At 41.2% G+C, this 26,517-nt stretch carries 32 protein-coding genes; 25 read left to right on the top strand and 7 right to left on the bottom strand.

Going from position 1 to position 26,517, the window contains the following annotated elements:
- Positions 1-150 precede the first annotated feature (150 nt).
- Positions 151-1,470 (top strand): DEAD/DEAH box helicase, encoded by a 1,320-nt coding sequence (locus C6348_RS07070; protein WP_060596668.1) that lies wholly within the window; start codon positions 151-153, stop codon positions 1,468-1,470.
- Positions 1,471-1,479: 9 nt separating this feature from the next.
- Positions 1,480-2,373, top strand: a complete 894-nt coding sequence (locus C6348_RS07065) for a deoxyribonuclease IV (protein ID WP_106042424.1) — start codon at positions 1,480-1,482, stop codon at positions 2,371-2,373.
- A gap of 48 nt (positions 2,374-2,421) precedes the next feature.
- On the opposite strand, the gene C6348_RS07060 is transcribed toward C6348_RS07065, so the two are convergent.
- Positions 2,422-2,676 (bottom strand): DUF2624 domain-containing protein, encoded by a 255-nt coding sequence (locus C6348_RS07060; RefSeq protein ID WP_060596669.1) that lies wholly within the window; start codon positions 2,674-2,676, stop codon positions 2,422-2,424.
- 140 nt (positions 2,677-2,816) lie between these two features.
- Between C6348_RS07060 and C6348_RS07055 the strand changes: the two genes are divergently transcribed.
- The 5 genes from C6348_RS07055 to C6348_RS07035 all read left to right on the top strand — a co-directional run bounded on the left by C6348_RS07055 (position 2,817) and on the right by C6348_RS07035 (position 6,930).
- Positions 2,817-3,698 (top strand): YitT family protein, encoded by an 882-nt coding sequence (locus C6348_RS07055; RefSeq protein ID WP_066030651.1) that lies wholly within the window; start codon positions 2,817-2,819, stop codon positions 3,696-3,698.
- A 135-nt stretch (positions 3,699-3,833) separates the two neighbouring features.
- Complete coding sequence (locus tag C6348_RS07050; RefSeq protein ID WP_095285396.1) at positions 3,834-4,610, top strand: metal ABC transporter ATP-binding protein; 777 nt, start codon at positions 3,834-3,836, stop codon at positions 4,608-4,610.
- Positions 4,610-5,470, top strand: a complete 861-nt coding sequence (locus C6348_RS07045) for a metal ABC transporter permease (RefSeq protein ID WP_106042422.1) — start codon at positions 4,610-4,612, stop codon at positions 5,468-5,470. Before C6348_RS07050 ends, C6348_RS07045 begins: the two co-directional genes overlap by 1 nt.
- Complete coding sequence (gene zur, locus C6348_RS07040) at positions 5,448-5,876, top strand: zinc uptake transcriptional repressor Zur (protein WP_012010595.1); 429 nt, start codon at positions 5,448-5,450, stop codon at positions 5,874-5,876. The genes C6348_RS07045 and zur overlap by 23 nt, the downstream gene beginning before the upstream one ends.
- A 136-nt stretch (positions 5,877-6,012) precedes the next feature.
- Positions 6,013-6,930 (top strand): ROK family protein, encoded by a 918-nt coding sequence (locus C6348_RS07035; RefSeq protein WP_106042757.1) that lies wholly within the window; start codon positions 6,013-6,015, stop codon positions 6,928-6,930.
- A gap of 18 nt (positions 6,931-6,948) precedes the next feature.
- On the opposite strand, the gene C6348_RS07030 is transcribed toward C6348_RS07035, so the two are convergent.
- On the bottom strand, positions 6,949-7,527 hold the full coding sequence (locus C6348_RS07030) for a 5' nucleotidase, NT5C type (RefSeq protein ID WP_060596673.1): 579 nt from the start codon (positions 7,525-7,527) through the stop codon (positions 6,949-6,951).
- 139 nt (positions 7,528-7,666) lie between these two features.
- Here C6348_RS07030 and C6348_RS07025 point away from each other — a divergent pair, with 139 nt between their 5' ends.
- A complete protein-coding gene (locus tag C6348_RS07025) occupies positions 7,667-8,029 on the top strand; it encodes a DUF308 domain-containing protein (RefSeq protein ID WP_060596674.1) in 363 nt (120 codons plus the stop codon).
- A 43-nt stretch (positions 8,030-8,072) separates the two neighbouring features.
- On the opposite strand, the gene ispG is transcribed toward C6348_RS07025, so the two are convergent.
- Together ispG and C6348_RS07015 are read right to left on the bottom strand one after the other, a co-directional pair.
- Positions 8,073-9,185 carry a flavodoxin-dependent (E)-4-hydroxy-3-methylbut-2-enyl-diphosphate synthase gene (ispG, locus tag C6348_RS07020; RefSeq protein ID WP_106042421.1) on the bottom strand — a complete coding sequence of 371 codons (1,113 nt, stop codon included), beginning with the start codon at positions 9,183-9,185 and terminating at the stop codon, positions 8,073-8,075.
- Positions 9,186-9,290: 105 nt separating this feature from the next.
- The gene (locus C6348_RS07015; protein WP_003217371.1) at positions 9,291-9,593 is read right to left on the bottom strand and encodes a hypothetical protein; all 303 of its coding nucleotides are present in this window, start codon (positions 9,591-9,593) and stop codon (positions 9,291-9,293) included.
- A 205-nt stretch (positions 9,594-9,798) separates the two neighbouring features.
- On the opposite strand from C6348_RS07015, the gene C6348_RS07010 reads away from it, so the two are divergent.
- Entirely contained in the window at positions 9,799-10,344 is a 546-nt protein-coding gene (locus tag C6348_RS07010; protein WP_106042419.1) for a GNAT family N-acetyltransferase, read from the top strand.
- Between the two features lie 54 nt (positions 10,345-10,398).
- Here the strand turns inward: C6348_RS07010 and C6348_RS07005 are convergent, their stop codons facing one another.
- Positions 10,399-11,169, bottom strand: a complete 771-nt coding sequence (locus C6348_RS07005; protein WP_003217320.1) for a DUF1189 domain-containing protein — start codon at positions 11,167-11,169, stop codon at positions 10,399-10,401.
- A gap of 143 nt (positions 11,170-11,312) precedes the next feature.
- Between C6348_RS07005 and C6348_RS07000 the strand changes: the two genes are divergently transcribed.
- The 9 genes from C6348_RS07000 to pstB (C6348_RS06960) all read left to right on the top strand — a co-directional run bounded on the left by C6348_RS07000 (position 11,313) and on the right by pstB (C6348_RS06960) (position 20,916).
- Positions 11,313-11,798 carry a DUF456 domain-containing protein gene (locus C6348_RS07000; RefSeq protein WP_095285394.1) on the top strand — a complete coding sequence of 162 codons (486 nt, stop codon included), beginning with the start codon at positions 11,313-11,315 and terminating at the stop codon, positions 11,796-11,798.
- A 187-nt stretch (positions 11,799-11,985) separates the two neighbouring features.
- Positions 11,986-12,594 (top strand): superoxide dismutase SodA, encoded by a 609-nt coding sequence (sodA, locus tag C6348_RS06995; protein WP_007501264.1) that lies wholly within the window; start codon positions 11,986-11,988, stop codon positions 12,592-12,594.
- Between the two features lie 122 nt (positions 12,595-12,716).
- A complete protein-coding gene (locus C6348_RS06990) occupies positions 12,717-14,003 on the top strand; it encodes an MFS transporter (RefSeq protein ID WP_106042418.1) in 1,287 nt (428 codons plus the stop codon).
- A gap of 122 nt (positions 14,004-14,125) precedes the next feature.
- The gene (locus C6348_RS06985) at positions 14,126-16,261 is read left to right on the top strand and encodes a peptidoglycan D,D-transpeptidase FtsI family protein (RefSeq protein ID WP_106042417.1); all 2,136 of its coding nucleotides are present in this window, start codon (positions 14,126-14,128) and stop codon (positions 16,259-16,261) included.
- Between the two features lie 214 nt (positions 16,262-16,475).
- The gene (locus C6348_RS06980; RefSeq protein WP_007501261.1) at positions 16,476-17,393 is read left to right on the top strand and encodes a phosphate ABC transporter substrate-binding protein; all 918 of its coding nucleotides are present in this window, start codon (positions 16,476-16,478) and stop codon (positions 17,391-17,393) included.
- Between the two features lie 79 nt (positions 17,394-17,472).
- A complete protein-coding gene (gene pstC, locus C6348_RS06975) occupies positions 17,473-18,399 on the top strand; it encodes a phosphate ABC transporter permease subunit PstC (protein WP_060596681.1) in 927 nt (308 codons plus the stop codon).
- The gene (gene pstA / locus C6348_RS06970) at positions 18,399-19,283 is read left to right on the top strand and encodes a phosphate ABC transporter permease PstA (protein ID WP_003217489.1); all 885 of its coding nucleotides are present in this window, start codon (positions 18,399-18,401) and stop codon (positions 19,281-19,283) included. The genes pstC and pstA overlap by 1 nt, the downstream gene beginning before the upstream one ends.
- 23 nt (positions 19,284-19,306) lie before the next feature.
- Positions 19,307-20,119 carry a phosphate ABC transporter ATP-binding protein PstB gene (gene pstB, locus C6348_RS06965; RefSeq protein WP_034661308.1) on the top strand — a complete coding sequence of 271 codons (813 nt, stop codon included), beginning with the start codon at positions 19,307-19,309 and terminating at the stop codon, positions 20,117-20,119.
- A gap of 14 nt (positions 20,120-20,133) precedes the next feature.
- Entirely contained in the window at positions 20,134-20,916 is a 783-nt protein-coding gene (pstB, locus tag C6348_RS06960) for a phosphate ABC transporter ATP-binding protein PstB (RefSeq protein ID WP_066030657.1), read from the top strand.
- Positions 20,917-20,959: 43 nt separating this feature from the next.
- On the opposite strand, the gene C6348_RS06955 is transcribed toward pstB (C6348_RS06960), so the two are convergent.
- Together C6348_RS06955 and C6348_RS06950 are read right to left on the bottom strand one after the other, a co-directional pair.
- Complete coding sequence (locus tag C6348_RS06955) at positions 20,960-21,451, bottom strand: endolytic transglycosylase MltG (protein ID WP_034661306.1); 492 nt, start codon at positions 21,449-21,451, stop codon at positions 20,960-20,962.
- Positions 21,448-21,795: a hypothetical protein gene (locus C6348_RS06950; RefSeq protein WP_003217285.1), complete on the bottom strand. Its 348-nt coding sequence runs from the start codon at positions 21,793-21,795 to the stop codon at positions 21,448-21,450. Before C6348_RS06950 ends, C6348_RS06955 begins: the two co-directional genes overlap by 4 nt.
- Positions 21,796-22,214: 419 nt before the next feature.
- Here C6348_RS06950 and rpmG point away from each other — a divergent pair, with 419 nt between their 5' ends.
- The 7 genes from rpmG to C6348_RS06920 all read left to right on the top strand — a co-directional run bounded on the left by rpmG (position 22,215) and on the right by C6348_RS06920 (position 26,389).
- Positions 22,215-22,364, top strand: a complete 150-nt coding sequence (gene rpmG, locus C6348_RS06940) for a 50S ribosomal protein L33 (protein ID WP_008360061.1) — start codon at positions 22,215-22,217, stop codon at positions 22,362-22,364.
- Positions 22,365-22,412: 48 nt separating this feature from the next.
- On the top strand, positions 22,413-22,973 hold the full coding sequence (locus C6348_RS06935) for a 5-formyltetrahydrofolate cyclo-ligase (protein ID WP_106042415.1): 561 nt from the start codon (positions 22,413-22,415) through the stop codon (positions 22,971-22,973).
- Positions 22,974-23,114: 141 nt separating this feature from the next.
- Positions 23,115-23,249: a hypothetical protein gene (locus C6348_RS19165; protein WP_258182066.1), complete on the top strand. Its 135-nt coding sequence runs from the start codon at positions 23,115-23,117 to the stop codon at positions 23,247-23,249.
- A 100-nt stretch (positions 23,250-23,349) separates the two neighbouring features.
- On the top strand, positions 23,350-23,523 hold the full coding sequence (locus C6348_RS18855) for a hypothetical protein (protein WP_017367602.1): 174 nt from the start codon (positions 23,350-23,352) through the stop codon (positions 23,521-23,523).
- A gap of 86 nt (positions 23,524-23,609) precedes the next feature.
- The gene (locus C6348_RS06930; RefSeq protein ID WP_106042414.1) at positions 23,610-25,148 is read left to right on the top strand and encodes a rhomboid family protein; all 1,539 of its coding nucleotides are present in this window, start codon (positions 23,610-23,612) and stop codon (positions 25,146-25,148) included.
- Between the two features lie 70 nt (positions 25,149-25,218).
- Complete coding sequence (locus tag C6348_RS06925; RefSeq protein ID WP_008342322.1) at positions 25,219-25,422, top strand: YqgQ family protein; 204 nt, start codon at positions 25,219-25,221, stop codon at positions 25,420-25,422.
- A 13-nt stretch (positions 25,423-25,435) separates the two neighbouring features.
- Entirely contained in the window at positions 25,436-26,389 is a 954-nt protein-coding gene (locus tag C6348_RS06920) for an ROK family glucokinase (RefSeq protein WP_106042412.1), read from the top strand.
- The last annotated feature ends 128 nt before the right edge of the window (positions 26,390-26,517 follow it).

The following is a 26,517-nucleotide window of genomic DNA, read 5'->3' as shown; positions in this document are numbered from 1 at the left end:
TACCTCCCTTACTGCATTCTCTTTCTCTTCATAGGTTATGCAAGGAAGCATCAATTGGTTTCCTGTAAGAAAAGCGGACATGGTTTTTTTGCTGAAAATCAGCTATAATGAGGAGATGAGCAAAAAGGCATTGCCTTAAGGAGTGAAAACATGAACGAAACAAAATTTACGACATATGAATTAAAGCCTTTTATTATAGATGCTATTCATGAACTGGGCTTTTATGAGCCAACTGATATTCAAAAAAGAATCATCCCTGCTGTGTTAAAAGGAGAAAGCGTGATTGGTCAATCACAAACAGGAACAGGAAAAACTCACGCGTACTTATTGCCGCTTATTCATTCAATTGATCCAAGCAAAGAGCAAGTACAAGTTGTGATTACTGCACCTACAAGAGAATTAGCCAATCAAATTTTCAAAGAAGCCCAAACGATTTTAAAGAATGCCTCTCCAGAAGAAGAGATGAAAGCAAAGCTTTACATTGGCGGAACGGACAAGCAGAAATCCATTCAAAAGCTAAAAACCCAGCCGCATTTGGTTGTCGGTACACCTGGACGTATTGCTGACCTCATTCATGAGCAGGCGCTGAATGTTTACAAAGCGACATCTCTTGTCATTGATGAAGCGGATTTAATGCTGGATATGGGATTTTTAGAAGATGTGGACCGTATTGGTTCACAAATGCCAGAACAGCTGCAAATGCTTGTGTTCTCAGCAACTATTCCAGAAAAACTAAAGCCGTTCCTGAAAAAATATATGGACAATCCCAAATATGCCCATGTTGAACCAAAACGAATTACAGCTGAAAACATTCAGCATATTTTAGTCCCATCTAAACAGCGTGACAAGCTAAAACTGCTTCATGAAATGGTGACGAATGTACAGCCTTATTTAGGCATCATTTTTGCCAATACAAAAACAACCGTTGATGAAATCGCATCATTCCTACAAGAAAAAGGAATGAAAGTTGGAGTGCTTCATGGCGGATTAACGCCGCGCGAACGTAAAAAAGTGATGAAACAAATTGATGATTTAGAGTTCACTTATATTGTGGCATCTGATCTTGCAGCCCGCGGAATTGATATTAAAGGCGTCAGCCACGTGATCAACTATGAACTTCCATCTGATCTTGATTTTTATGTTCACCGTGTTGGTAGAACAGCTCGAGCTGGTTCATCTGGAATTGCAATGACTATTTATGAGCTTGCTGATGAGGATGCACTCATTCAAATCGAGAAAATGGGCGTTGTGTTTGAAAACAAAACCATTGTTCATGGCGAATGGCGAGATGCAGATGACCGCTTGAAGCGTCAAAGACGTAAAAAAGCACCTAATGAAATTGAAGAAAAAGCAAAGCGTCTTGTGAGAAAACCGAAAGCCGTCAAACCTGGATATAAAAAGAAAATGACACGTGAGATGGACAAAATCAAGAGACAGGAACGTAGAAAGTCAAAGCGTAATGGAAAGTAGGGGGAAACATTGTTGAAGATTGGTTCACATGTATCCATGAGCGGAAAACATATGCTTCTTGCAGCGAGTCAAGAAGCTGCCTCTTATGGTTCGAATACGTTTATGATTTATACAGGTGCACCGCAAAATACGCGCCGTAAAAAAATTGAAGACCTCAATATTGAAGCTGGACAAGCGCATATGAAAGAGCATGGTATGACAGATATCGTCGTACATGCACCGTATATTATTAATATTGGGAACACCGTCAATCCAGCGACATTTGAGCTTGGCGTGGACTTCCTTCGCTCTGAGATTGAACGTACAGAAGCGCTAGGTGCAGGGCAGATTGTTCTCCACCCAGGTGCGCATGTCGGAGCAGGACCAGAAGCAGGAATCCAAAAAATCATTGAAGGTTTAAACGAAGTCATCGTAAAAGGGCAAGAGGTTCAAATTGCACTTGAAACAATGGCAGGCAAAGGATCAGAGTGCGGAAGAAGCTTTGAAGAGCTTGCCCAAATTATCGACGGAGTAACACATAACGAAGCACTTTCTGTCTGCTTTGATACATGTCACACACACGATGCTGGTTATCCGATTGTAACTGACTTTGATGGGGTGTTAGAAGAATTTGATCGAATCGTCGGTATTGACCGAATCAAGGTTCTTCATATTAATGACAGTAAAAACGTACAAGGCGCAAGAAAAGACCGACATGAAAATATCGGCTTTGGTGAAATTGGCTTCGATGCACTGAACTATATTGTGCATCACCCGCAGCTTCAAGATGTGCCCAAAATCTTAGAAACGCCTTATGTAGGTGAAGATAAAAAGAACAAAAAACCACCTTACAAATTCGAAATTGCGATGCTGAGAGAAAAGCAATTTGACGAAGGCTTACTAGATAAAATTAAGGGTCAGTAAAAAAGCATACAACATCATGAGGTGCCGCTAAATGCGGCCCTTTTTTGCTTAACTTGTAAACTGATTAAACAGATCATTGACAGTCTGAGCTGTCTGTTTAGAAGTAATCGCTTCCACTTGCTTAAGAAGCCGGTTACGCTCTGCATCATTAAAAATATTGACGTTTTTCCCATTCATGAGTTTGGCCACCTCGGCAGCTTGGTTTGACGTTAAACTGACACCATACTGTTTCGCATACCTTAACAGATCATTTGCTGTGATCTGATTAAGCCGCTGCAGGACAATTTTTTGAATTAAAATCAATTCCATTCCTCCCCTCTGTAACAATGTATGGGCGAAAACGGAAAATGTGCAAAAAATTTTATTTTACCCTGTGAAATGATAAAATAGTAAAGTGAATAAAATGTTCATTGAAAATTTAACATGTGTAGAAGGGAGAACGTATGGCAAATAGTAAACAGCATAGAAAGGAATCAGTGCCTCATTTTATTTTGAGAATTTTCCTGATTCTAGTAGGAGCTGCATGCGCAGCAGTCAGCATTGAATTATTTTTAGTGCCAAACAATATTATTGATGGAGGCATCATCGGCATTTCGCTTATTTTGGATTATCTCTTTACAGATAACCCATTCATCAATTTTGCGACGATTGTTGTCATTTTGAATATTCCATTTATGATATCAGGATACAAACATATTGGGAAAACGTTTCTCATTTCCACTGTGATTGGGATTGTCAGCTTAGCCGTGATTGAATCTTCACTCCATCATGTAGAGGCATTTACAAATCAGCCGATCTTAGCCACTGTATTTGGCGGGCTATTACTTGGTTTTGGTGTTGGACTTGTCATCCGTAATGGAGGCTCAATGGATGGAACAGAGATCTTAGGAATTCTTCTGACGAAAAAAATTCCTTTCTCTGTCGGTGAGTTTGTCATGATCGTCAATGTGTTCATTTTTATTTGGGCAGGCTTTGTCTTCGGACCAGAGCAGGCTATGTATTCTGTCATGACATATTATTTGGCAATGAAAACAATTGATGCTGTCATTCAAGGGCTTGATGAAACAAAAGCTGTCATTATCGTGTCAGATTATTATGATGAAATTTCAGATGCGATTCTTCATCGACTTGGCAGGGGAACGACAAAGCTGAGAGGGAAAGGCGGTTATACAGATGAAGAAAAGGATGTCATCTACGCCGTTGTCACAAGACTTGAAATTACAAAGCTAAAATCCATTGTATTTGAAATTGATGGTCAAGCATTTATTACGATTATGGATACGCATGAAACAAAAGGCGGTAAGTTCAAAACAGCCATTCATTAGCTTTTATTTTACTTTTTAATCTTTCTTTTATATAATGAAATGTATGTATGGACAGAGAAAATGGCAAAAGCCATTTTCTTTTTGTTGTATAAATCGTAATCATTCTTTTTATATTGATTAAAGGTGGAAAGATTCATGGCAAAGCCAATTATTGAAATGAAGGATATTTCGTACTCGTATGGACAGCGAAATGTCATTGATCACATTCATTTAACAGTAGAGGAAGGGAACTTTCTAGCACTTGTTGGACCGAATGGATCTGGTAAAACAACCTTATTAAAATGCCTGCTTGGGCTCATTAAACCACAGCAAGGTGAATTAAAGCTATTTGGCACGCCTGCGTCAAAATTTAGAGACTGGGATCAAATTGGATTTGTTTCTCAAAAGGCGAATAGTTTTAATACGGGTTTCCCTGCTTCTGTTTACGAGGTCGTTGCAAGTGGATTGACGGCGAAAATTGGTTTATTCAAACGAATGAGCAAGCAGGACAAATGGCAAGTTGAGGATGCCATTCGCTCAGTTGGCATACAAGATTTAAAGCACCAAAACATCGGTGAACTTTCAGGTGGTCAGCAGCAACGTGCTTTTATTGCCCGTGCGCTCGTCAGTCAGCCAAAGCTGCTCATTTTAGATGAACCGACGGTTGGGGTAGACCAGCGGACAGTAGAAGGCTTTTATCAGCTGCTTGAAACATTGAACAAAGAAAAAGGAATGTCTTTAATTCTCGTCACACACGACGTTGGCACCGTGTCTGATAAAGTCACCCATGTGGCTTGCTTAAATCAGACACTTCATTTCCACGGGGATGCAGAAACGTTTGATTCAATGGATGATCAAGCGTTATCTCAATTTTACGGACATGACATTCAAGTGATTCATCACGATCATCACCATCATGGGGGACATGAATAATGCTATTTCCATTTTTTCATTATGAATTTTTACAAAATGCGTTTATCGCAGGAATGCTGATCGGCTTTATTGCGCCCTTACTTGGTGTATTTATCGTCGTGAGAAGGCTCTCGCTGATTGCAGATGCCCTCAGTCACGTATCACTTGCCGGTATTGCAGCAAGCTTATTTCTTGATAAAAAGTTTGGCCTCTTTACAGGGGTGAGCCCGCTGTACTTAGGGATGGCGTTTTCTGTTGCCGGTTCATTGTTTATTGAACGTCTGCGCTCCGTGTATAAGCATTATCAGGAGCTTGCGATTCCTATTATTTTATCAGGTGGTATCGGGATTTCCGTCATCTTTATTTCACTAGCGAATGGCTTTAATACCGATTTGTTTAGTTATTTGTTCGGAAGTGTCAGTGCGGTTTCGAGATTAGATCTTTGGATTATTGTTGGGATCTCACTCGTTGTTGTGTTAGTTGTCGTGCTTTTATATAAAGAATTGTTTTTACTTTCTTTTGATGAAGAGCATGCAAAGGCTTCTGGTATTTCAGCGAAATGGATTCATTTTATTTTTATCTTAGTCGTCGCACTTGTCATTGCGGCATCGATGCGTATCGTAGGTACACTGCTTGTCTCTGCGCTTATGACGCTTCCTGTTGCGGCAAGTATCCGCATTGCTAAAGGATTTAAACAGGCGATCTTCCTTTCGATCTTGTTCGGTGAATTGTCTGTATTGGCCGGATTAATCTTAAGCTATTATCTAGATTTAGCGCCAGGCGGAACCATTGTGATGCTGTCCATTTTGATTTTAATCGGATGTATTAGTATTGGAAAATTCAGAAGGGGGAATCATCATGAACGTACAAGAAGCGCTTGATTTATTAAAGGAAAAAGGCTACAAATATACAAGCAAACGTGAAGATATGCTTCAATTGTTTTCTGATTCTGATAAATATTTGACCGCTAAAAATGTGCTGACGGCACTAAGTGAAGACTACCCGGGTCTTAGCTTTGATACGATATATCGAAACTTATCGCTATATGAAGACTTAGGTATATTAGAAACAACGGAATTGTCAGGGGAGAAGCTTTTTCGTTTTAAATGCTCATTTTCTCATCACCACCATCACTTTATTTGTCTTGCATGCGGTAAAACAAAGGAGATCGATGCCTGTCCTATGGACAAGCTAGACGCCGATTTAGAGGATTATCACATTAGCGGACATAAATTCGAAATCTACGGAACGTGTCCTTCCTGCGAACCGAAGGAAGTTCACTCATGAAAAAGCCAGCCGCAGAGCTGGCTTTTTCTTTTGTCTTTTTGAAAACGTTTTACAAAGGGCGGCTGTTTCATTAAAATGAGAACAAGGTACGATGCAGCAATTTGCGTTTTTTGGAGTAAAGGGAGTGGGGTCAAAAGTGGCGTATTATGTCGTGTTCGATGTAGGCGGGACGAGAACAAAACATGGATTAATGGATCAGGATGGGGAGCTGGTCACGAGCGGTGACTATCAAACGAACTGCCGGCAGCTTGAACCGTTTTTAGAAGCTATGGCGGATGTGGTCAAGCAATATCAAAGAACGTCGGATGTCAGCGGAATCGCTATTAGTCTTCCGGGTTTTGTGGACAGTGAAACAGGTTATACAGAATTTGCAGGAGCCATCATCGCCTTAAATGGTCAAAATGTAAAAACACTGCTAGAAGAGAAAACATCTCTTCGTGTTGAAGTTGAAAATGATGCGAATTGTGCAGCTCTTGCAGAAAAATATAGTGGCCATGCGAAAGATTGTGACAGCTTTATTTGTATGACGATTGGGACAGGTGTTGGCGGTGGTCTTTTCGCTGGCGGTCAGCTTGTGCGCGGGGCTTCCTTCCGCGGCGGTGAATTTGGCATGATGCTGACAGAGACAGAAAATGGACAATTTACAACACTCAACAGCAGTGCTTCAACGGCTGGATTAATTCGCAGCTATAAAGAAAAGCAAGGAATTCCGCAAAGAACTCAAATAGACGGTCAAGAAATTTTTGAAAAGGCAAAGCACGATCCGTCCATTGAGAAGCTGGTGGATCAGTGGTATAAGCGAATCGCCATTGGCATTTACAATGTAGCAACTGTTCTTAATCCAGAGAAAATCCTCATTGGCGGCGGCGTAAGTGCAAGACCGGATTTACTATCAAGCATTGAGAAACATTTACATACACTGCATGCATGGAAGAACATTCAGGTGAAGCTGGAAACGTGCTACTACTTGAATCAGGCAGGCATGAAGGGAGCACTGTACCATTTTCTCATGAAAGAAGGTCAGCTTGTTCCATCAAAAAAGCCGATATATTAAAGTATCGGCTTTTCTACATTAATAAGCAGTTTCCAAACGCTGCTCGTATTGTTTGATCCATTGAGATGCTTCCTGCCAGTTGTTGACGCGTATAATCCTGTCGTCAAGGGGCATTTGATTATAAGGGGAGTTAAAAAGAATAACCGGAATGTCAGCCTCTTTTGCAATCATCGTAGCATTCCCATGATGATCCTCGAAAAACACATCAATTTTGTGCTTTTGAACAGCTTCGAGCTTATGATGACCGCCAACCAGCTCAATGTCATCATAGTGCACGTGGTGTTTGTGAAACCACTCGTAGGTGATATCTGCATGATGCTGCCTTCTTGCTGTAATATAAATCAGCCTGTGTTGATGTTTCATTTGATCAAGAATCTCTTTTGCATCCTTAGCAGGCTTTGCCTGTTTATATATAAGAGGCTCATGCTCATTCATCCAGCCCCAAAATTCTTCTTGAGAAATATTTAAAAGCTTCGTCAAATCATATTCTGTCATATCATCTAGTGTCATGGCACATTGAAACGACTTATTTAAATAGGGAACAAAGGTGTCCTGCGCCGTCACTGTGCCATCTATATCAATTCCTAAACGTAACATGCCCACACTCCTCATTTTTATACTCTTAAAGTGTAACATAATCAATTCACAATTCCAGCAAGTTTTAGCAAACATGAAACAGACATTTTTGCTCATACTAAAAAAGCTCCTTTCTATTAACCAAAAGGGGGAATTGATCATGGAAAGAGACGAAGATTTCAGAAGAAATGATCGTGAAATCGACACAAACTTTAGTAATGATGATGGCTATCTAGAGGAAACAGCTGCTGAAATTGCAGAGCCATATCAGGCTTCAAGAGATCGAGTAGATAGACGAGAACGTGACCAAGCAGGTGACGATTCAGGCAGTAAGGGGATAGGCTATACAGCACTCGCAATTGCGATTATCTCACTATTTGTCTTGCCGGTGCTATTAGGAGTAGCGGCAATCGTCGTTGGTTATATTGCAAGAAGAAAAGGAGCACATGCGCTTGGCGCGTGGTCAATCGGGATCGGAATTGTTTCCGTCATCCTTGGCATATTTATCACCCCGTTCTTTTAACAAGAACAGAAAAACGCCTGACAGTGACGTCAGGCGTTTTTTGTTATGCGTTCGCTTTTTCTTTTTCAGCTTCCATTTTTGCATAATGCTCTTCAGCGATTTTATCGATTTCTTTTTTCAGTTCTTCGACCATTGTTTCTTCTGGCACTTTACGAACAATTTCACCTTTACGGAACAATAGGCCTTCGCCTCTAGCGCCGGCGATTCCGATGTCAGCTTCGCGCGCTTCACCTGGACCGTTTACAGCGCAGCCGAGAACAGCTACTTTAATCGGTGCTTTAATCGTGGAGATATATTCTTCGACTTCATTTGCAATGCTTATGAGGTCGATTTCAATTCGGCCACAAGTTGGGCAAGAGATCAGTGTTGCTGCATTTGATGCAAGACCAAATGATTTCAACAGTTCACGTGCTACTTTCACTTCCTCAACTGGATCAGCACTTAATGAGATGCGAAGTGTGTTACCAATCCCCATATTCAAGATAGCGCCAAGACCAGCTGCACTTTTGACTGTACCTGCAAATAATGTACCTGATTCAGTAATCCCAAGGTGAAGAGGGTAGTCAAACGCTTTTGCCGCTTTTTCGTACGCCTCAATTGCTAGGTTAACATCAGATGCTTTCATGCTGACGATGATATCATGAAAATCTAGATCTTCTAGAATTTTAATGTGGTGCAGTGCACTTTCGACCATGCCATCTGCTGTTGGATAGCCGTATTTATCAAGAATTTTTTTCTCTAATGAACCGGCGTTTACCCCAATACGGATTGGAATGCCTTTTTCTTTTGCTGCTTTCACAACAGCTTCGACTTTTTCTCGTCTTCCGATGTTCCCTGGGTTGATTCGAATTTTGTCTGCACCTGCTTCAATGGCTTTCAGTGCAAGCTTGTAGTCAAAATGAATATCGACAACAAGCGGGATGTTGATTCGTTTTTTAATATCCGCAATCGCATTTGCTGCACGCTCGTCTGGGCATGCGACACGCACGATTTGACAGCCTGCTTCTTCAAGACGCTTAATTTCAGCTACTGTCGCTTCGACATCATGTGTTTTGGTTGTTGCCATACTTTGGATGACAACTTCATTATTTCCACCTATAGTTAAAGGTCCCACTTTGACGGGACGCGTTTTAGTACGATGTGTGACTTCACTCACTTGTCAATCGCTCCTTAGTGTACAAGCAATCATTTGCCATGTACGTCTTGTTTTACAGTTCATATTGTAACAGTCTCTTTGTATGAATGACAAGGAATTAACGTTTTATCTCTTATACACCGGAAACTTATATGTGCTGCCTGCCCGAATTTCGTTTGCTTTGACGCCTTGATTCAGCTCTTCAAAATCTTCAATGACTTCATCAAGTGGCTTGCTTGTATGGACGATAGAGACGACGGTTTCACCTTGTTTCACAGTCACATTCTTATATGCTTTTTTCTCAGGTGTTTGAAAGGCATTTGCAGGGACAGCTGGACCTTCTTCAACAGGGATGGTGCCATTTTTTAAATCAAAAAAGATAATAAAAAGGACAAACAAACTGATTAGCAAAAAAATAATACGTCGCATTTCACTCACCGCTTTTAAGAGTTTACTTCAGTCTATGCATGTCCTGAAATGATAGAACCAAAATGAGGAGAAAAGCTGGAAAGCGTGGTTCTAGTTAGTTCTAGTGAGTCTTGTAATGAATTGAAAAAACACTTTGTTTTACGCTTGGCGGTGCTTTTTTCAAGCTTCTATGACCATTATGATAAAATAAAAGAAGGGGGAGTTTATGAAGAAACTAAGTCAGCATATATATGTGAGAACGCTAACAGAAAATGATGCACAATCACTATTCACACTTGAACTTGAGAATCGCTCATATTTTCAGCAATTTACACCTTTGGTCAAAGATAATTTTTTCACGTTATCTCGTCAAATTGAACGAATTCAGCGCAGTGTGGAAAGGTGCGCACAGGATGAAGCTTACATGCATGGTATTTTCTTAAATGAAACAGATGCCTTAATTGGGACGATCTCATTAAGTTCTGTCGTAAGAGGCCCGATAGAAGGAGCTTGGCTGGGGTATGTACTTGATGAAAAGCATGGCGGGAAAGGGTATATGACAGAAGCCATTCGTTTAATCATCGATTATGCCTTTGATGAACTGCACCTTCATCGTATTGAGGCTGGAGTAAAGCCGGGTAATATAGGTTCCATTCGTGTGCTTGAAAAGACAGGTTTTGAAAATGAGGGACTGAATCGTAAAAAAGTAAAGATTAATGGCGTGTGGGAGGATCATTATTTGTTTGCGATGATTCATCCAGATGAATCATAGAGCATGAACATACATAAAAAGCTCCTCCAAGTTGGGGGAGCTTTCATTTACTCATTAATTTTTGACAAGTGGTTTATGTTTAGCGGGTATTTCCTTTACGACAAGATATAAGAAGATAAAGTTAATGACCCAATTTAATAAAAATGAGTTCGCAACAGGTGTGTTTAATGCACTCATGATGGCGAAAAAGACCGTTGTTAATGTGAGTGAATAAGCGGAGAGCTTCCATAGCATTTGGAAAGACAGCTCTTTTTGCTGCATGCGTTTAATAAATGTACCAAGCATCGCAAGGAATGTTGCGCTAATGAACATGAGAGCCGCAGTTGATAGATACAGCAGCACACAGATGACTGGGATAATAATCGCTTGATTCTGATTTGTGACGCGGGCGAGTTCGTCTTTTGTCAGCGTTCCGCCAAGCAGCTGGTACGGGATATCTGTCATTTGGCCATCAATGGCGATCACTGCTTTTTCTTTTAATAAAGCAATGGCCGTTTGCTTTGATTCAAGCTCACTTGCTTTTATTTTTTCAGCAGGATCAAAGATGATCGTAATGCCGTTTTCTTCTTTTTCTATCGGTTCACTTTGATCCGCTTGAAGCTTTCCTTTTTCGATTGAGAAATCAGGTAAATCTTTTTTGATCACATGCTGAAATCCTGACATCGCATTCGAGATCTCTTGACTCATATGATAACCCTGAGGAACTGCTGCGATGATCGAAAGGATAAAAATGAATAAAATCGCTTTGCCAATCCCTGTAAACCGTGCTTTAGCAATATCTTTTGGAGAATAAATGCCTTTTAACAATAGTTTAAATACGTTCAATCAATTCACTTCCTACATTCTTTTCTATTTCTCATATTGTATCAATGTCTATCTATCAAGTACAAGTATGGCCTTCATCGCTGGTTAAGATAGATGGAATGAGGCATAATGTATACAGCATATAAAAAGGAGGCGGCAGTGACTTGGACGTGCTGTATTGGATTCTGGTTATCTGTGCATTTATCATTGCGTTTGTTGGACTTGTTTATCCAATTATCCCTAGCGTGGTCTTTATGGTTCTCGGATTTATTCTATATGGTTTCTTTTTCAGCTTCGAGCCGCTTACACTGACGTTCTGGCTCATTCAAGCCGTGTTTACCGCGGTATTATTTGCGGCAGATTATGTCTCAAACCTCATTGGGGTCAAGCGTTTTGGCGGCAGTCGTGCAGCTATTTGGGGAAGCACCATTGGGTTATTAGTCGGTCCTTTTGTGATTCCCATTGCAGGAATTATCATTGGTCCATTTATCGGAAGTGTCATTGCAGAGCTCCTTGTTCATCAAAAAGATGTGAAGACGAGTGTGAAAGTGGGATTAGGCTCATTAATCGGGTTTATATCAGGTGTATTTGCCAAAGGATTGATTCAAGCGCTGATGCTGGGCATCTTTTTATTTTATGTCCTTCGCTAAATAGAAAAAGGGAGTTTAAAACTTTTTCTAAAGGGCTAAATACAAAATAAACACTGAAATGTTTCAGATCATGAGCAATAACATTGAAACAAGCCAATTCTTTTGATACTCTTTGAGTAGGTTGAATTGCTTGCTTACGACCTAAGGAAGCATTTCAGTACATACATTTCTAAGGAGGAATTTAACCATGGCTTTTAAACTTCCAGAATTACCATATGCTTACGATGCATTAGAACCACATATCGACAAGGAAACAATGACGATTCACCACACAAAACACCACAACACATACGTAACAAACTTAAACAAAGCAATCGAAGGTGTATCAGCTCTTGAAGATCAATCAATCGAAGAGCTAGTGGCTAACCTAAACTCTGTGCCTGAAAACATCCGTACAGCTGTACGTAACAATGGCGGAGGACATGCTAACCACTCATTATTCTGGACGCTTCTTTCACCAAACGGTGGCGGCGCACCAACTGGTGAACTTGCAGATGCAATCGAAAAAGAATTAGGCGGATTTGAAAAATTCAAATCTGATTTCGCTGCAGCAGCTGCAGGGCGCTTTGGTTCTGGTTGGGCATGGCTTGTTGTGAACAATGGCAAACTTGAAATCACAAGCACGCCAAACCAAGATTCTCCTTTAACTGAAGGAAAAACACCAATTCTAGGACTTGACGTTTGGGAGCATGCTTACTACCTAAACTACCAAAACCGTCGTCCTGATTACATTTCAGCTTTCTGGAATGTTGTGAACTGGGATGAAGTGGCTCGCCTTTACAGCGAAGCTAAATAAATCATTCGATTTGAAAAGACCTGCTCTTTAGAGAAGCAGGTCTTTTTATATTTTCCCTCCTTTTTTTACATATCTGCCTTTTGATGAGACAGACTATTGTGTAGAAAAGGAGAATGAAATATATGAGCAGATTAAAGAAAATGTTCGGGGACATGGATGTTACAAGAGATTTAATGCTCCTCCTCACGATTGGCGGATTATATGCACTTGCCATTGCGCTTTCAAATACGTTTGTAAACGTGTATTTATGGAAACAGTCTGGGAAATTCACGGATCTTGCAATTTACAATCTGGCTATTGTTGTGCTTCAGCCCATTACATTTTTATTCGCAGGCCGGCTCGCTAAAAAAATAGACCGGGCGTTTGTTCTTCGTTTCGGCGTTATCTTTTTAGCCGCTTTTTACTTAATTGTCTTAATGGCAGGAGAGCAAGCGGCCGCGCGGCTTGTTTTATTAGGGAGTGTCCTTGGGATCGGCTATGGTTTTTACTGGCTTGCTTTTAACGTACTTACCTTTGAGATCACTGAGCCTGAAACAAGAGATTTCTTTAATGGGTTTCTCGGAGTGCTGTCATCTACTGCTGGCATGATCGGTCCTCTCATTGCGGGGATTGTCATTTCTCAATTAACGGATGATACAGGCTATACGGTGATTTTCACGTTATCGCTTTTTTTGTTTTCACTGGCGGTTGTGATGAGCTTTTTCCTCAAGAGAAGGCAGTCAAAAGGGAAATTTATCATCAAGCAAATATGGAAAGAACGCCATGCCGACGAGAATTGGCGTAAGATTACAACAGCTCACTTTTTTCAAGGGCTTCGTGAAGGGGTCTTTGTCTTCTTAATCAGTGTCTTTGTGTTTATTGCAACAAACAGTGAGCTTGCTCTCGGGACGTTTGGTTTAGTGAACTCCGGTGTTGCCTTTTTCGCTTATTTCTTCGCTACACGTTTGATTAAGAAAAAGTGGCGAAAGAAAGCCATTATGCTTGGCGGGCTGATTTTATACGGCGCCTTGTTCTTAATCGTCTTTCACTTGTCCTATGTATCACTTCTCATGTATGCGGTAGCCATTGCGATAGGATACCCGCTTCTGCTTGTTCCATATGTATCCTTAACATACGATGTCATCGGTCATGCAAGGTATGCAAGGAAAGCGCGAATTGAATATATTGTGGTCAGGGAGCTGTTTTTAAATGCTGGCCGTATTTGTTCCATTTTGTTGTTTCTTCTATCTGTCACCTTACTGGGTGATGAGCTCGGAATTCCTGCTTCTCTTGTTGTGCTTGGAGCGGGACACACACTCATTTATTATTTTGTAAAAGATATTCATTTAAAAGAAAAAACAGCTGATATGAAAGAGACTGACGGTCAAAAGCCAGTTTCTCACACGAACCTTATTAAGGGAGAAAGGTAAAATTTCTTACCAATGGAACATCAAATTTCTAGATAAATAATAGAAAAACCGCTAAAATGATGATGGCACCTTTTATACACAAAAAGGGGTGCCATTTCTTTCTTGATAGAAAAGGTGATGTGATGAGAAACAAGAAAAACAAAAAAGACGCAAAGGAAGGGCGCAAAACACTTCCACTCCGGCTGAATTTACTATTTTTAGCTGCGTTTATTATTTTTACCGGTGTTGTTGTGAGACTCGGATTTGTACAAATTGTCAATGGAGAAGATTATAAAAAGCAGGCAGAAAAACAAGAAGATGTGAATGTCAGCTCATCTGCTCCACGCGGAAAAATTTACGATCGAAACTATAATACGATTGTCAGTAATAAAGCGCTAAATGCCATTACATATACGAGAACCTCGACAACTTCACAAGAAGAGCGGCTCAAAGTGGCTACAAAATTAGCGGATATGATTCATGTGAGTACGAAAAAAAACACAGATCGTGACAAAAAAGATTTCTGGATTTTAACGCATCCGAATGAAGCGAAAAAGCTTGTTCAAAAGGAATCGAAATTAAAGGGTGACGATAAGGTCGCTGATGATAAATTATATGAGCTTCAGCTGAAGCGCATCACGGACAAGGAATTAAATCAACTGACGAAAAAAGACTTACAAGTGCTTGCGATTAAAAGACAGATGGATGCAGGTTATGCACTTACGCCTCAATTCATTAAAAATGATGATGTGAAGCCAAGCGAAATTGCTTACGTCTCTGAGCATTTGGACGAGCTGCCAGGTGTGGATGTCACAACAGACTGGTCACGCAGCTATCCGTATAAAGGACTGCTCCGCAGTATGCTCGGCAGTGTGTCCTCAAGTGATGAAGGACTTCCGCAGTCACTTCTTGAACATTATTTATCGCTCGGCTACAGCCGAAATGATCGTGTAGGAAAAAGCTATCTAGAATATCAATATGAAGATGTCCTGCAAGGCCAAAAGGAAAAAGAACAGAGCACAACTGATAAAGAGGGCAATGTGACAAGCTCTAAAGTGCTAACAGAAGGAAAGAGCGGGAAAGACCTTGTGCTCACCATCGATATTCAGCTGCAAAAAGCGGTTGAAAAAATCGTTGAAAAGAACTTGAGAAGTGCGAAACAAAGAGGCGGCACAGAGCTTCTTGATCGCGCGTTTGTAGTCATGATGGACCCGAGAAATGGAGAAGTTCTCTCAGTTGCGGGGAAACAGATTTCAAATAAAAACGGAAAATACAAATTTGATGACTACGCATTAGGAACGATGACATCATCTTATGCGATGGGCTCAGCCGTAAAAGGGGCAACTGTACTGACGGGATATAAAACAGGCGCGCTGCACATTGGAAGTACCCAGTATGATGAACCGCTGTATATCGCGAAGTCACCGCCAAAGAAATCCTATCAAAATATGGGACTCATTAATGATTTAACGGCACTCGAGCGTTCATCTAACGTGTATATGTTTAAAACAGCGATTGCCGTTGGAAAAGGGGAGTATCGTAAGAACCAGCCGCTCCCAATCGATCCGAAAGCTTTTGATACATTCCGTTATAATTTCAGTAAATTTGGTCTCGGTGTCAAAACAGGGATTGACCTGCCAAACGAAGCGACAGGCTACCGGGGAACGTCTACACAATCTGGTCTCCTGCTTGACTATGCAATTGGACAGTATGATACGTTTACACCGCTGCAAATGGCGCAATACGTTTCAACGGTTGCCAATGGCGGATATCGTTTACGTCCGCAGCTTGTTAAAGAAGTGAGAGAGCCAGATCCGCAGCGCGGCATTGGTGCTGTAACAGAATCCGTCAAACCGGACGTATTGAATAAGCTAGACATGACAAGTGATGAGATCAAGCGTGTTCAGCAAGGCTTCAAGCTTGTTATGCAGAACCCACGAGGGACAGCCTATTCGAACTTTGGCAACAAAAAATACAACCCGGCTGGCAAAACAGGGACCGCTCAATCATTCTATGACGGCCCAATTAAAAGCAAACGCGGCACACCAACGTATAACACCACTCTTGTTGCGTATGCGCCTGCTGATAATCCAGAAGTGGCCATTTCCGTCGTTGTACCGTGGGTGTATCAAGACTACAACCAGCGCTATCCAATTACAAATGATATCGGTGAACAAGTATTAGACAAGTACTTTGAGCTGAAATCAAAACAGGAAAGCAATGATACACAAGCGAAGAACAAAAATAAAATTGAAAATGAAGCAGAAACAAATGACTAGACCTTTTCTAGGTAAAAACGCTCACTTTTTGTGGGCGTTTTTTTACGTTTTCTTCAAATTTTTCGAGATAAATTGACAAAATGCATAAAAAACATCGCAAGATCTCTACAAAACTTCGACATTTACAAAACCTTAACATTCCATTTAAACGAAATTAATAAAGAACCTTTAATGTATTACTCGTAGGACAAATTATTCAGGGGGTATTCTTGAAATGAAAAAGAACAAATTATGGCTGCTTACTTTCCTTACTATCGCATTGTTAGCATTCGTCACAGCATGCGGAAACAGCAGCTCAAGCGGAGATTCAAAAGACAGTAAAGGAAATGCTTCAAACAAAGATGAGGCATCAGGTTCCATTACCATCTCAGGATCATCTGCGATGCAGCCTTTAGTTCTTGCGGCAGCAGAAAAATTCATGGATAAACATCCAAAAGCCGATATTCAAGTACAAGCCGGCGGTTCAGGAACAGGACTTTCTCAAGTTTCAGAAGGATCTGTACAAATTGGTAACTCAGATGTATTCGCAGAAGAGAAAGACGGAATCGACGCAAAAGCTTTAAAAGACCACAAAGTAGCAGTTGTTGGAATGGCAGCAGCTGTAAACCCTGAAGTTGGTGTCAAAGACATCACAAAGGACGAATTGAAAAAAATCTTCACTGGTAAAATCAAAAACTGGAAAGAGCTTGGCGGGAAAGACCAAAAAATCACTCTTGTGAACAGACCTGACTCTTCAGGAACTCGTGCAACATTTGTGAAATATGCACTTGATGGTGCAACACCTGCAGAAGGAATCACAGAAGATTCTTCAAACACAGTGAAAAAACTGATTGCAGAAACACCAGGTGCGATTGGATACCTAGCATTCTCCTATTTAACAGATGACAAAATTACACCGCTTAGCATTGATGGTGTGAAACCGGAAGAAAGCAATGTAGAAAGCGGTAAATATACAATTTGGGCATACGAGCACTCTTATACAAAAGGTGAGCCGGATGGTCTAGCAAAACAATTCTTAGATTACCTCATGAGTGATGAAGTACAAAAAGAAATCGTTAAAGACCAAGGCTACATCTCAGTTTCTAATATGAAAGTAGAAAGAGACGCAACAGGTAAACAAACAGATAAGTAAGAGGTCTTGAATTGCTGATGAAGGAAAAGTGGAGCTTTTCACTTTTCCTTTTATGACATTCATAGGAGTGTAGAAAAAGATGAAGCAGATAGAACATACAGAAGCGAGCGATCGACTGATCAGCTCGAAGAAAAATAGGCAAATGGATGAAGTAAGAGGAAGTATTTTGGTGAGATTCTGCGCATTCTTAATGATTGCTGTATCCATCGCCATCACCATCTTCCTTGGCATTAAGGGTTTACAATCTTTCATCGTAAATGGTGTAAGCCCAATTGAGTTCTTAACCAGTATCAATTGGAACCCAACAGCAGAAAACCCGCAGTACGGTGCATTTCCTTTTATCTTCGGATCAATCGCCGTCACACTCCTATCGGCACTCATTGCAGCGCCGCTAGGCATCGCAGGCGCAATCTTTATGACAGAAATTGCACCTGCTTGGGGACGTAAAATTCTCCAGCCAGTCATTGAATTGCTTGTAGGGATTCCATCCGTTGTTTACGGATTCATAGGTCTTACAGTATTGGTGCCGTTTATCGGACATTTCAAGTCAAGCGGCTCAGGGCATAGCGTGTTAGCAGGAACGATCGTCCTGTCTATTATGATACTGCCAACCGTTACATCCATTGCGACTGATGCAATGGCTTCACTTCCAAAAAGTTTACGTGAGGGATCGTATGCACTAGGCGCAACAAGATGGCAAACGATTAGACGTGTGCTTGTCCCGGCAGCTCTGCCAACATTAATGACAGCGGTCGTGCTCGGCATGGCTAGAGCATTTGGAGAAGCCCTTGCTGTACAGATGGTCATTGGAAACACGCGTAATTTACCAGAGAGCATTATGGATACAGCTGGTACATTAACAACCATTATTACGTTAAACATGGGTCACACAACGTATGGAAGTGTTGAGAACAATACACTTTGGTCAATGGGACTTGTCCTTCTAGTTGTATCATTTATGTTCATACTCATTATCAGATACTTGTCGTCTAGGAGGAAGATTTAATGAATAGCAAAATGACCGATCGTTTTGCCACATTTATATTTGGATTATGTGCTGCCATTATTACGGCGATTCTCGTTGGTTTGTTTTCTTATATCATTTTCAACGGTGCAAAAGAATTAAATTTCGACTTTTTGACAACCCGCTCAAGTGCGATTGGCTCTGGCGGCGGCATCAGGGATCAGCTGTTTAACTCGTTTTATATTTTGTTTATTACGATGCTGATTACAGTCCCGCTTGGCGTCGGCGGCGGAGTGTATATGGCAGAGTATGCACCTCAAAACAAAGTCACAGATTTTATTCGTACATGTATTGAAGTGCTGTCTTCACTTCCGTCTATCGTCATTGGGATGTTTGGTTTACTCATGTTTGTGAATTTAACAGGCTGGGGCTATACGATCATTGGAGGAGCTCTTGCGCTCACTGTGTTTAACCTGCCGGTGATGGTCAGGGTGACAGAAGATGCGCTGCGCTCTGTACCGAAGGATCAAAAGGAAGCATCACTTGCGCTTGGTGTAACGAAGTGGCACACAGTCAAAACGGTCCTTATTCCAGGTGCGCTTCCGTCTATAATCACCGGTGCGATTTTAGCATCAGGAAGAGTCTTTGGTGAGGCGGCTGCTCTTCTTTTTACAGCAGGTCTCTCAACACCGCGCCTTGATTTCACAAACTGGAGTCCTTTTTCTGATACGTCACCGCTGAATGTGTTTAGACCGGCAGAAACATTAGCCGTTCATATATGGAACGTCAATACACAAGGAATCATTCCAGATGCAGAAGCCATTGCAAATGGTGCATCAGCTGTACTTGTGCTTTCAGTCTTATTGTTCAACTTAGCAGCTAGATGGCTTGGTTCATTTATTCATAAAAAGCTTACGTCAAAATAATGTGAGAGAGGTGTGAAGGGGATATGGTTCAAATGCTGGCAGAAAAAAAAGAGATTGCAGCGAAAAAGGCTCCACTTCAAGCGGAACAGATTTTACAGGTGCAGGATTTAAGCATTTATTATGGTGAAAAAAGAGCGGTCAATCACATTTCATTCGAGATCGAGAAGAATGCGATTACCGCATTAATCGGCCCATCTGGCTGCGGTAAGTCTACCTTTTTACGCAGCATTAACCGCATGAACGACTTAATTCCAGGTGCGAGAAGTGAAGGGGCGATCATGTACGAAGGGTTAAATATTTTGGATGACCGCATTAATGTGGTGAATTTAAGAAGAGAAATCGGCATGGTCTTCCAAAAGCCAAATCCATTTCCTAAATCGATCTACAATAACATCACCCATGCGTTAAAGTATGCCGGGGAAAAAAGAAAATCTGTGCTTGATGATGCGGTTGAGGAAAGCTTAACAAAGGCGGCGCTATGGGATGAGGTCAAAGATCGTTTGCACAGATCTGCTTTGTCATTGTCAGGCGGTCAGCAGCAGCGCCTTTGTATTGCACGTACACTTGCGATGAAACCTAGTGTTCTGCTATTAGATGAACCGGCTTCTGCCCTAGACCCCATCTCAAATGCGAAAATTGAAGAACTATTAGGGGAATTGAAAAATGATTATTCAATCGTCATTGTGACACACAACATGCAGCAAGCGCTCCGTGTATCAGATCGTACGGCCTTTTTCTTAAACGGAGATCTAGTGGAATATGATGCCACAGAACGTATCTTTACACGTCCTGCGCAGCAAAAAACAGAAGACTATATCAATGGTCGATTTGGATAAGGCGGGTGGATTTGATGAATGCAGTAGCAACTGAAACAGCAAAAAAAGAAGTGTTTCGTGTGAATGATATGAATCTTTGGTATGGACAGCATCATGCATTGAAGCATATTGACTTAGCTATAAGAGAGCATGAAGTCACAGCGATTATCGGCCCGTCCGGCTGCGGAAAGTCAACCTTTATTAAAACGTTAAATCTCATGGTCAAAACAGTGCCAGGTGTGAAAATCACCGGGGATATGATGTATAACGGTGACAACATTTTAAAAGGCCGTGTCGATTTAGTGGAGCTGCGTAAAAATGTCGGGATGGTGTTTCAAAAAGGGAATCCATTCCCTCAGTCTATCTTTGATAATGTCGTATACGGACCAAGAATTCACGGAGTAAAGAGCAAGCAGCAATTGAAAGAAATCGCTGAAAAAGCGCTTCGAGATGTTGCCCTTTGGGATGAAGTGAAAGATCGATTAAGTGCTCCCGCTCTAGGCCTTTCTGGCGGTCAGCAGCAGCGTCTTTGTATCGCAAGAGCCATTGCCACAAGCCCAGACATCTTATTAATGGATGAACCAACATCAGCGCTTGATCCTGTCTCAACATTAAAGATTGAAGAATTGATTATGAAATTGAAAGAGAAATATACAATTGCCATTGTGACGCATAACATGCAGCAAGCGGCTAGGGTATCAGACCGAACGGCATTCTTCTTAATGGGGGAGCTTGTTGAGGTTAATGATACGAATGTGATGTTTTCTGAGCCAAACGATCAAAGAACGAATGATTATATATCTGGTCGATTTGGATAATAAAAACCCCCTGGAGGTCAGTGCCGCCAGGGGGTTTTTATTGTTATTTTGTTAAGGCTTTGACGATTTGTTTGAACGTCATCCCTGTTTTTAAATTGAACTTGCCTGCACGAATTTCTTTATGGTAGCCGGCGTCAATCACGTAATCATTAAAATCTTTAGACGAGTTGATGATGCCGTCCTTTTCCAGCATGTCTGAAACATCACTTGTACTCATACCGTTTTTAATCACGAATTTGATCGATTTGCCTTTAGGCTTTTGTTTATCACTCTTAGAATCGCCGTCTTCATTTGCCTTCAGCGCTTTTTCTTTATAGTCAAGAAGCTGCTGGTACGTTTCACGGCTGACAGTGACTTCTTTTTTGGAGTCTAAATAGTTTTTCACGTCAGTGTCTGTTACTTTCTGTGCGAGGGTTTCTTTTGTTGTTGTATCAGCTGCTGCCTCGTCTTTCCCAGTGAGAAAAAAGACAATCGCAAGAACCCCAGTTGCAAGAATCATACCTGCTGCAAACGTTTGGATGCTTTTTTTCGTCATACAAGCACCCTCTCGTTGTCTTTAATGATCATGTTGACATCTTCTACAGATACATGCTCAGCGCGCGCAATGGCCTCAGGAGACATGCCATTTTGGTGCTTTGAAATGATCTGTCTTGCGATGGATGGATCAATTTCTGAATGCTTGCGAACGACGATGTTTGTTTCAAGTAATTCTTCTTCAAGCACTTTCATTTTCTTTTTCAGTTTATAGATTTCTTGCATTGCAGATAGTTGAAGTGTTTCAAGTTCCTGCTCGACTTCTTTAATCGGCTCTCTTTGAAAATATGAGAATGCGATCAGTACAATACTGACAACAAGCAATCCGATAATTGCAATTTCCATGTTTCATCACCTTTTATTCATATTTTAATGCTGAAAGCCATAAAAGGCTTTCAAGATTGTTTCAGACAGTTTTCGACCCTTCTTTTTTATACCATAAAAAAGCTAGTTTCAAAAGGAATTGCTGAAGAAAATCACCTTTTTTTCATCTTTTTTCTTTTTATATGTAAAACGGGTATGAAACCTTGCTTCGCTGTCAAAATAAATGAAAGAGGCGGGGAGAAGAGGGGTCTCATGTATACAGTACGACAAAGGATAAGGTTTTATAGGGGAGCAGACGATTTTTCATGACATAACCATGCGATATGTAAGTGAATGCACTCAAAATGAAATTGGTGAAAAAACATTCTAGCATTCCTAAGCTAGAAGTGGTATTATAGTTAGGTCTGAATGTGAATTGATTTTAGTTTGGAGGGAAAAATATGCGCGTAAATATTACTCTAGCTTGCACTGAATGCGGTGAGCGTAACTATATTACTAAAAAGAATAAGCGAAACAATCCAGATCGCGTTGAATTCAAAAAGTATTGCTCACGTGATAAAAAACAAACTTTACATCGTGAAACAAAGTAAGCAGCAGGGAATTTTCCTGCTGTTTTTTTATGATGGGAGATGATCTGTATGAAAAAGGAGCTTCGCCTTCAAACATTAGCCAAGCTGGATCAGATAAGCGCTGAAGAATTTGAGTGCAGCACGGCTTTACTTCATGAGCACTTATTGCAGCTGCCAGCATGGAAACTGGCGAAAACGATCGCTTTGACAATGTCTAGAGGAAAAGAGATACCGACAATGCCTCTGATTGAAAAAGCGTGGGAAGAAGGAAAAACAGTATGTATACCCACCTGTTTTCCGGAAACAAAAGAGATGATGTTTTATGAATATACACCCGAAACAAAGATGACATCCAGCTACTTTGGGCTATTGGAGCCAGACCCACGGGCGTCGGCAGCTGTACATAAAGAAGCCATTGATTTAATCATTGTGCCTGGGGTATGCTTCGATCAAAAAGGCTACCGGATTGGATTTGGTGGCGGCTATTATGACCGCTACTTAGCTGACTACCACGGCGTAACCATTGCCCTTTGTCTGTCGTTACAGCAAATCGAGCATGTGCCGGCTGAAGCACACGACATACCGGTGTCTATGATTGTCAGTGAAAAAGGTACGTTATATCAAAAGTAAAAGTCCGCTGATTGTCCAAAGAACGGGCTTTTTGTGTTGAGATCGTTTCATCAGAGTTGCAGGTACGGTAGGGTGAAATGCAATATGATTTCACATTGATTAAAAACCAGCATGTAATGGCATTTTGCTAGGAGGTCCGTTTTGAAAAAATTTCGTGGAAAGAAAAGATACTTCCGTAATATGTGGGAGGAAGTGAATAATGACGTTTCTTATGATCAATCAGAGTGTGAAGAGGTCTATTATATTCAATCAAAAGAACAAGGGATTAGATTGTGAAAGCCGGCTAATGAAAAGAACCATTGAAAGTGATAAAAATGATGGTTCATGCATAAACAAATCCTATTTAAGCCACGATACGAACATAGGAGGGAATATGATGAATAAAATGATTTGGAGCATTGTGTTCACATTGTTTGCATTCGTTCTCGTGCAAAATCGTTATCGGCTGATGAATTTGATCTTAGGTCAAAATCAAGTGCGTCACTTTTTTATTAAGTGGCTGATGAAAATCCCATATTTTCGGACGAAATTTATTCGCCAAGCATTCTAATCCCGCAGAAGCCGGGATTTTTTTGTTCAGAAATGCGGATAAGAACGATTCTTGTTATAATAATGTAAAAAATGGAGCGCGAATGAATGAATGTCATAGATAGTCTATTTTGGCGAGTTGTTGATGAATTAAGGCAAAAAGGGTACGAGATGATTCAAAGTCCGTATCCAGAAGATGAAATATTTTTTGAAGCACCAAGAAACTCAGGGTATGATCTCATCCGTCTATATAGAAAAGATGTGAATTTTAGACAGGAGATTGTTCGAGATATCGAAGAGCAGACGTATCGGGTGAATCAGCTGAGAGAGGCGATGCGTAAACGGTCTCTTCATCTCTTGCAGCTCCAATTTACAGCTGACGATCCTGTAGATGATTGGGAAGACTTAAACGGTCAGCCGCAGAAAAAACAAAAGGTGACGGTTACACCTGTATTACTGAACGCAGACACTCTTCAGCACGATGTAAACGAGCTGCAAAAATGGCTGAACACCTCGGTAACATTGGATTTAGAAGAGGCGAAGAGAGACACAGCTGAGGATGTCATGCAGCTTAAAATGAATGTACTTCAAGCATTTAATGATCAGGAAAAGCAGCGTGAACGAGAACGGGCCGTTTTTCAAAATGGCAGACCGATTTTCACCTACTTGCTCATCGCTGTTCAAGTGGTGATGTTTCTTTTGCTTGAACTATCTGGCGGAAGTACCAATACGGCAACTTTAACAGCGTTTGGTGCTAAAAATAATGGGCTGATCTTAGATGGAGAATGGTGGCGCCTGATTACACCAATGTTTTTGCACATTGGCTTGACGCACTTACTCTTTAATACATTTGCTCTTTGGTCTGTCGGAGCGGCTGTTGAGAGAATTTATGGCTCATGGAGATTTTTGCTCATCTATTTCATTTCCGGCATTTTTGGCTCCATTGCGAGCTTTGTCTTTAATACGGCCATCGCAGCCGGTGCATCAGGTGCGATCTTTGGCTGCTTAGGTGCGCTATTATATTTAGCAATTTCTAACCGCAAGCTATTCTTTCGAACGATGGGGACAAATATTATTGTGATCATCCTTATCAATTTAGGGATAGGCTTCACCGTATCAGGTATTGATAACGCAGGGCACCTTGGCGGTCTGGTTGGCGGTTTTTTAGCCGCTTTAGCTGTCCGGCTCCCTAAACAGGTGCAGCCTGTCAAAATGTTTCTTGCTAGTGCTGCTCTGCTGTTGATTGGCGGTTTTGGACTGTATACAGGGTTTCATTCAGACGATCAAAAGGAAGCGGCGGCAGTAAGTGAGGCAGCAAGTCTATTTGATGAGAAGAACTATAACGAAGCAAGTAAACGATTAGAGGAATATGTACACCAAAAGGATGCATCAGCTGATGCTCTCCATATATATGCACTATCGGAAGCGCAGCTCGGCCACCTTGACAAAGCGATTGAATTTTTACAAAAGTCGCTTAAAAAAGATCCTGATGATCCAAATAAACTGTATCATTTATCGTTGTTGTACGTAGAAAAAGGAGAGACAGCGAAAGCGGAGGATCTAATCGAGAAAGGGTTAGACCAAGATCCAAAAAATGATCAATTTTTAAAACTGAAACAATATATTGAAAGCACGCAAACACATTGAATGACTTGACTGAAAGCGCATTTATGAATACGCTTATCCTATCTGTTGATGAGAAGAAATGGTGGAAATAATGAAAACGTTATATGATGTACAGCAGCTGCTCATGAGATTTGGAAATTATGTGTATTTCGGAGATCGTGAAGTGGAATTAGAATTTATGGCAGATGAACTGAAGGAAATGTATACATCGGGCATTATTGACCGGACCGAATGGTCAAACGCAATGACTATTCTTCAAATGGAACTAGCCAAATTAAATCGAAAAACAATGTGAAGGTGGAGGGCATATGACAGGGGATTGGTTTGTAGGAGTTGATCTTGGCGGTACGACAATTAAGCTTGCGTTCATTAATCTATATGGTGAAATTCAGCATAAGTGGGAGATTCCTACGGATAAATCAGGGCAGACGATCACAGTCGATATTGCCAAATCAATTGACCACAAACTGGTCGAAATCAGTATGCCAAAATCAGCGCTTATTGGGATTGGAATGGGTGCACCTGGGCCTGTAGATAAAGTATCGGGGATTGTCTATAAAACAACGAATCTCGGCTGGACAAACTATACACTCAAAGATCACCTGGAGGCAGAGACAGGACTTCCATCTGTCATAGAAAATGATGCGAATATTGCAGCACTCGGTGAAATGTGGAAGGGTGCAGGAGATGGCGCAAAAAATATCCTGATGGTCACACTTGGCACGGGTGTTGGCGGCGGTATTATTGTAAATGGTGAAGTTGTTCAAGGTGAGACTGGGGCTGGCGGAGAAATTGGCCATATTTGTGCCGTTCCATTCCAAGGAGCACCGTGTAACTGCGGAAGAACAGGCTGTATTGAAACCATTGCATCTGCGACTGGCATCGTTCGGCTTGCAAAGGATAAATTAGAAAGGGAGCAGCATACATCTTCACTTGGCACGCTCACTTCGCTGTCTGCAAAGGATGTGTTTAGGGCCGCTGAAAGTGGAGATGATCTTGCCATGCGTGTCGTAGAAGAAGTGACGACTCATCTTGGACTTGTCTTAGCGAATCTTGCCAGTGCGTTAAACCCAACAAAAATCGTGATTGGCGGGGGTGTTTCAAAAGCAGGGGAGCTTCTTCGCAGTAAAGTAGAGCGCGTTGTTAAACATCACGCATTTCCGCCTTGCGCTGATGATGTCGAAGTCGTGATTGCTTCACTCGGAAACGATGCTGGAGTCATCGGTGGTGCATGGATGGCAAAAAACAAATGGCTGTCTTAAACAAAAAAGTCATCATGATGTCATTTTTATTAAAAAAAGCGATAGATGGGCATGAAATGAAATGTTTAGCATATTCATAAGTTTGTCATGAGGAAAAAGACATTGATTTTCCAGCACATACAGGATAA

Origin of the sequence: Bacillus sp. YBWC18 (assembly GCF_002998775.1) — a bacterium.
Taxonomy (GTDB): Bacteria; Bacillota; Bacilli; order Bacillales; family Bacillaceae; genus Bacillus.
The sequence above is the reverse complement of the archived record's forward strand: the minus strand, read 5'-3'. Positions and strand labels throughout refer to the sequence as shown.

Coding starts and splice junctions, on each gene's coding strand:
- C6348_RS07070 (WP_060596668.1), top strand. CDS start 151: ATGAACGAAACAAAATTTACGACATATGAATTAAAGCCTTTTATTATA.
- C6348_RS07055 (WP_066030651.1), top strand. CDS start 2,817: ATGGCAAATAGTAAACAGCATAGAAAGGAATCAGTGCCTCATTTTATT.
- C6348_RS07050 (WP_095285396.1), top strand. CDS start 3,834: ATGGCAAAGCCAATTATTGAAATGAAGGATATTTCGTACTCGTATGGA.
- C6348_RS07045 (WP_106042422.1), top strand. CDS start 4,610: ATGCTATTTCCATTTTTTCATTATGAATTTTTACAAAATGCGTTTATC.
- zur (WP_012010595.1), top strand. CDS start 5,448: ATGAACGTACAAGAAGCGCTTGATTTATTAAAGGAAAAAGGCTACAAA.
- C6348_RS07030 (WP_060596673.1), bottom strand. CDS start 7,527: ATGTTACGTTTAGGAATTGATATAGATGGCACAGTGACGGCGCAGGAC.
- C6348_RS07025 (WP_060596674.1), top strand. CDS start 7,667: ATGGAAAGAGACGAAGATTTCAGAAGAAATGATCGTGAAATCGACACA.
- C6348_RS07015 (WP_003217371.1), bottom strand. CDS start 9,593: ATGCGACGTATTATTTTTTTGCTAATCAGTTTGTTTGTCCTTTTTATT.
- C6348_RS07010 (WP_106042419.1), top strand. CDS start 9,799: ATGAAGAAACTAAGTCAGCATATATATGTGAGAACGCTAACAGAAAAT.
- sodA (WP_007501264.1), top strand. CDS start 11,986: ATGGCTTTTAAACTTCCAGAATTACCATATGCTTACGATGCATTAGAA.
- C6348_RS06990 (WP_106042418.1), top strand. CDS start 12,717: ATGAGCAGATTAAAGAAAATGTTCGGGGACATGGATGTTACAAGAGAT.
- C6348_RS06985 (WP_106042417.1), top strand. CDS start 14,126: ATGAGAAACAAGAAAAACAAAAAAGACGCAAAGGAAGGGCGCAAAACA.
- C6348_RS06980 (WP_007501261.1), top strand. CDS start 16,476: ATGAAAAAGAACAAATTATGGCTGCTTACTTTCCTTACTATCGCATTG.
- pstC (WP_060596681.1), top strand. CDS start 17,473: ATGAAGCAGATAGAACATACAGAAGCGAGCGATCGACTGATCAGCTCG.
- pstA (WP_003217489.1), top strand. CDS start 18,399: ATGAATAGCAAAATGACCGATCGTTTTGCCACATTTATATTTGGATTA.
- pstB (WP_034661308.1), top strand. CDS start 19,307: ATGGTTCAAATGCTGGCAGAAAAAAAAGAGATTGCAGCGAAAAAGGCT.
- pstB (WP_066030657.1), top strand. CDS start 20,134: ATGAATGCAGTAGCAACTGAAACAGCAAAAAAAGAAGTGTTTCGTGTG.
- C6348_RS06955 (WP_034661306.1), bottom strand. CDS start 21,451: ATGACGAAAAAAAGCATCCAAACGTTTGCAGCAGGTATGATTCTTGCA.
- C6348_RS06950 (WP_003217285.1), bottom strand. CDS start 21,795: ATGGAAATTGCAATTATCGGATTGCTTGTTGTCAGTATTGTACTGATC.
- rpmG (WP_008360061.1), top strand. CDS start 22,215: ATGCGCGTAAATATTACTCTAGCTTGCACTGAATGCGGTGAGCGTAAC.
- C6348_RS06935 (WP_106042415.1), top strand. CDS start 22,413: ATGAAAAAGGAGCTTCGCCTTCAAACATTAGCCAAGCTGGATCAGATA.
- C6348_RS18855 (WP_017367602.1), top strand. CDS start 23,350: ATGAATAAAATGATTTGGAGCATTGTGTTCACATTGTTTGCATTCGTT.
- C6348_RS06930 (WP_106042414.1), top strand. CDS start 23,610: ATGAATGTCATAGATAGTCTATTTTGGCGAGTTGTTGATGAATTAAGG.
- C6348_RS06925 (WP_008342322.1), top strand. CDS start 25,219: ATGAAAACGTTATATGATGTACAGCAGCTGCTCATGAGATTTGGAAAT.
- C6348_RS06920 (WP_106042412.1), top strand. CDS start 25,436: ATGACAGGGGATTGGTTTGTAGGAGTTGATCTTGGCGGTACGACAATT.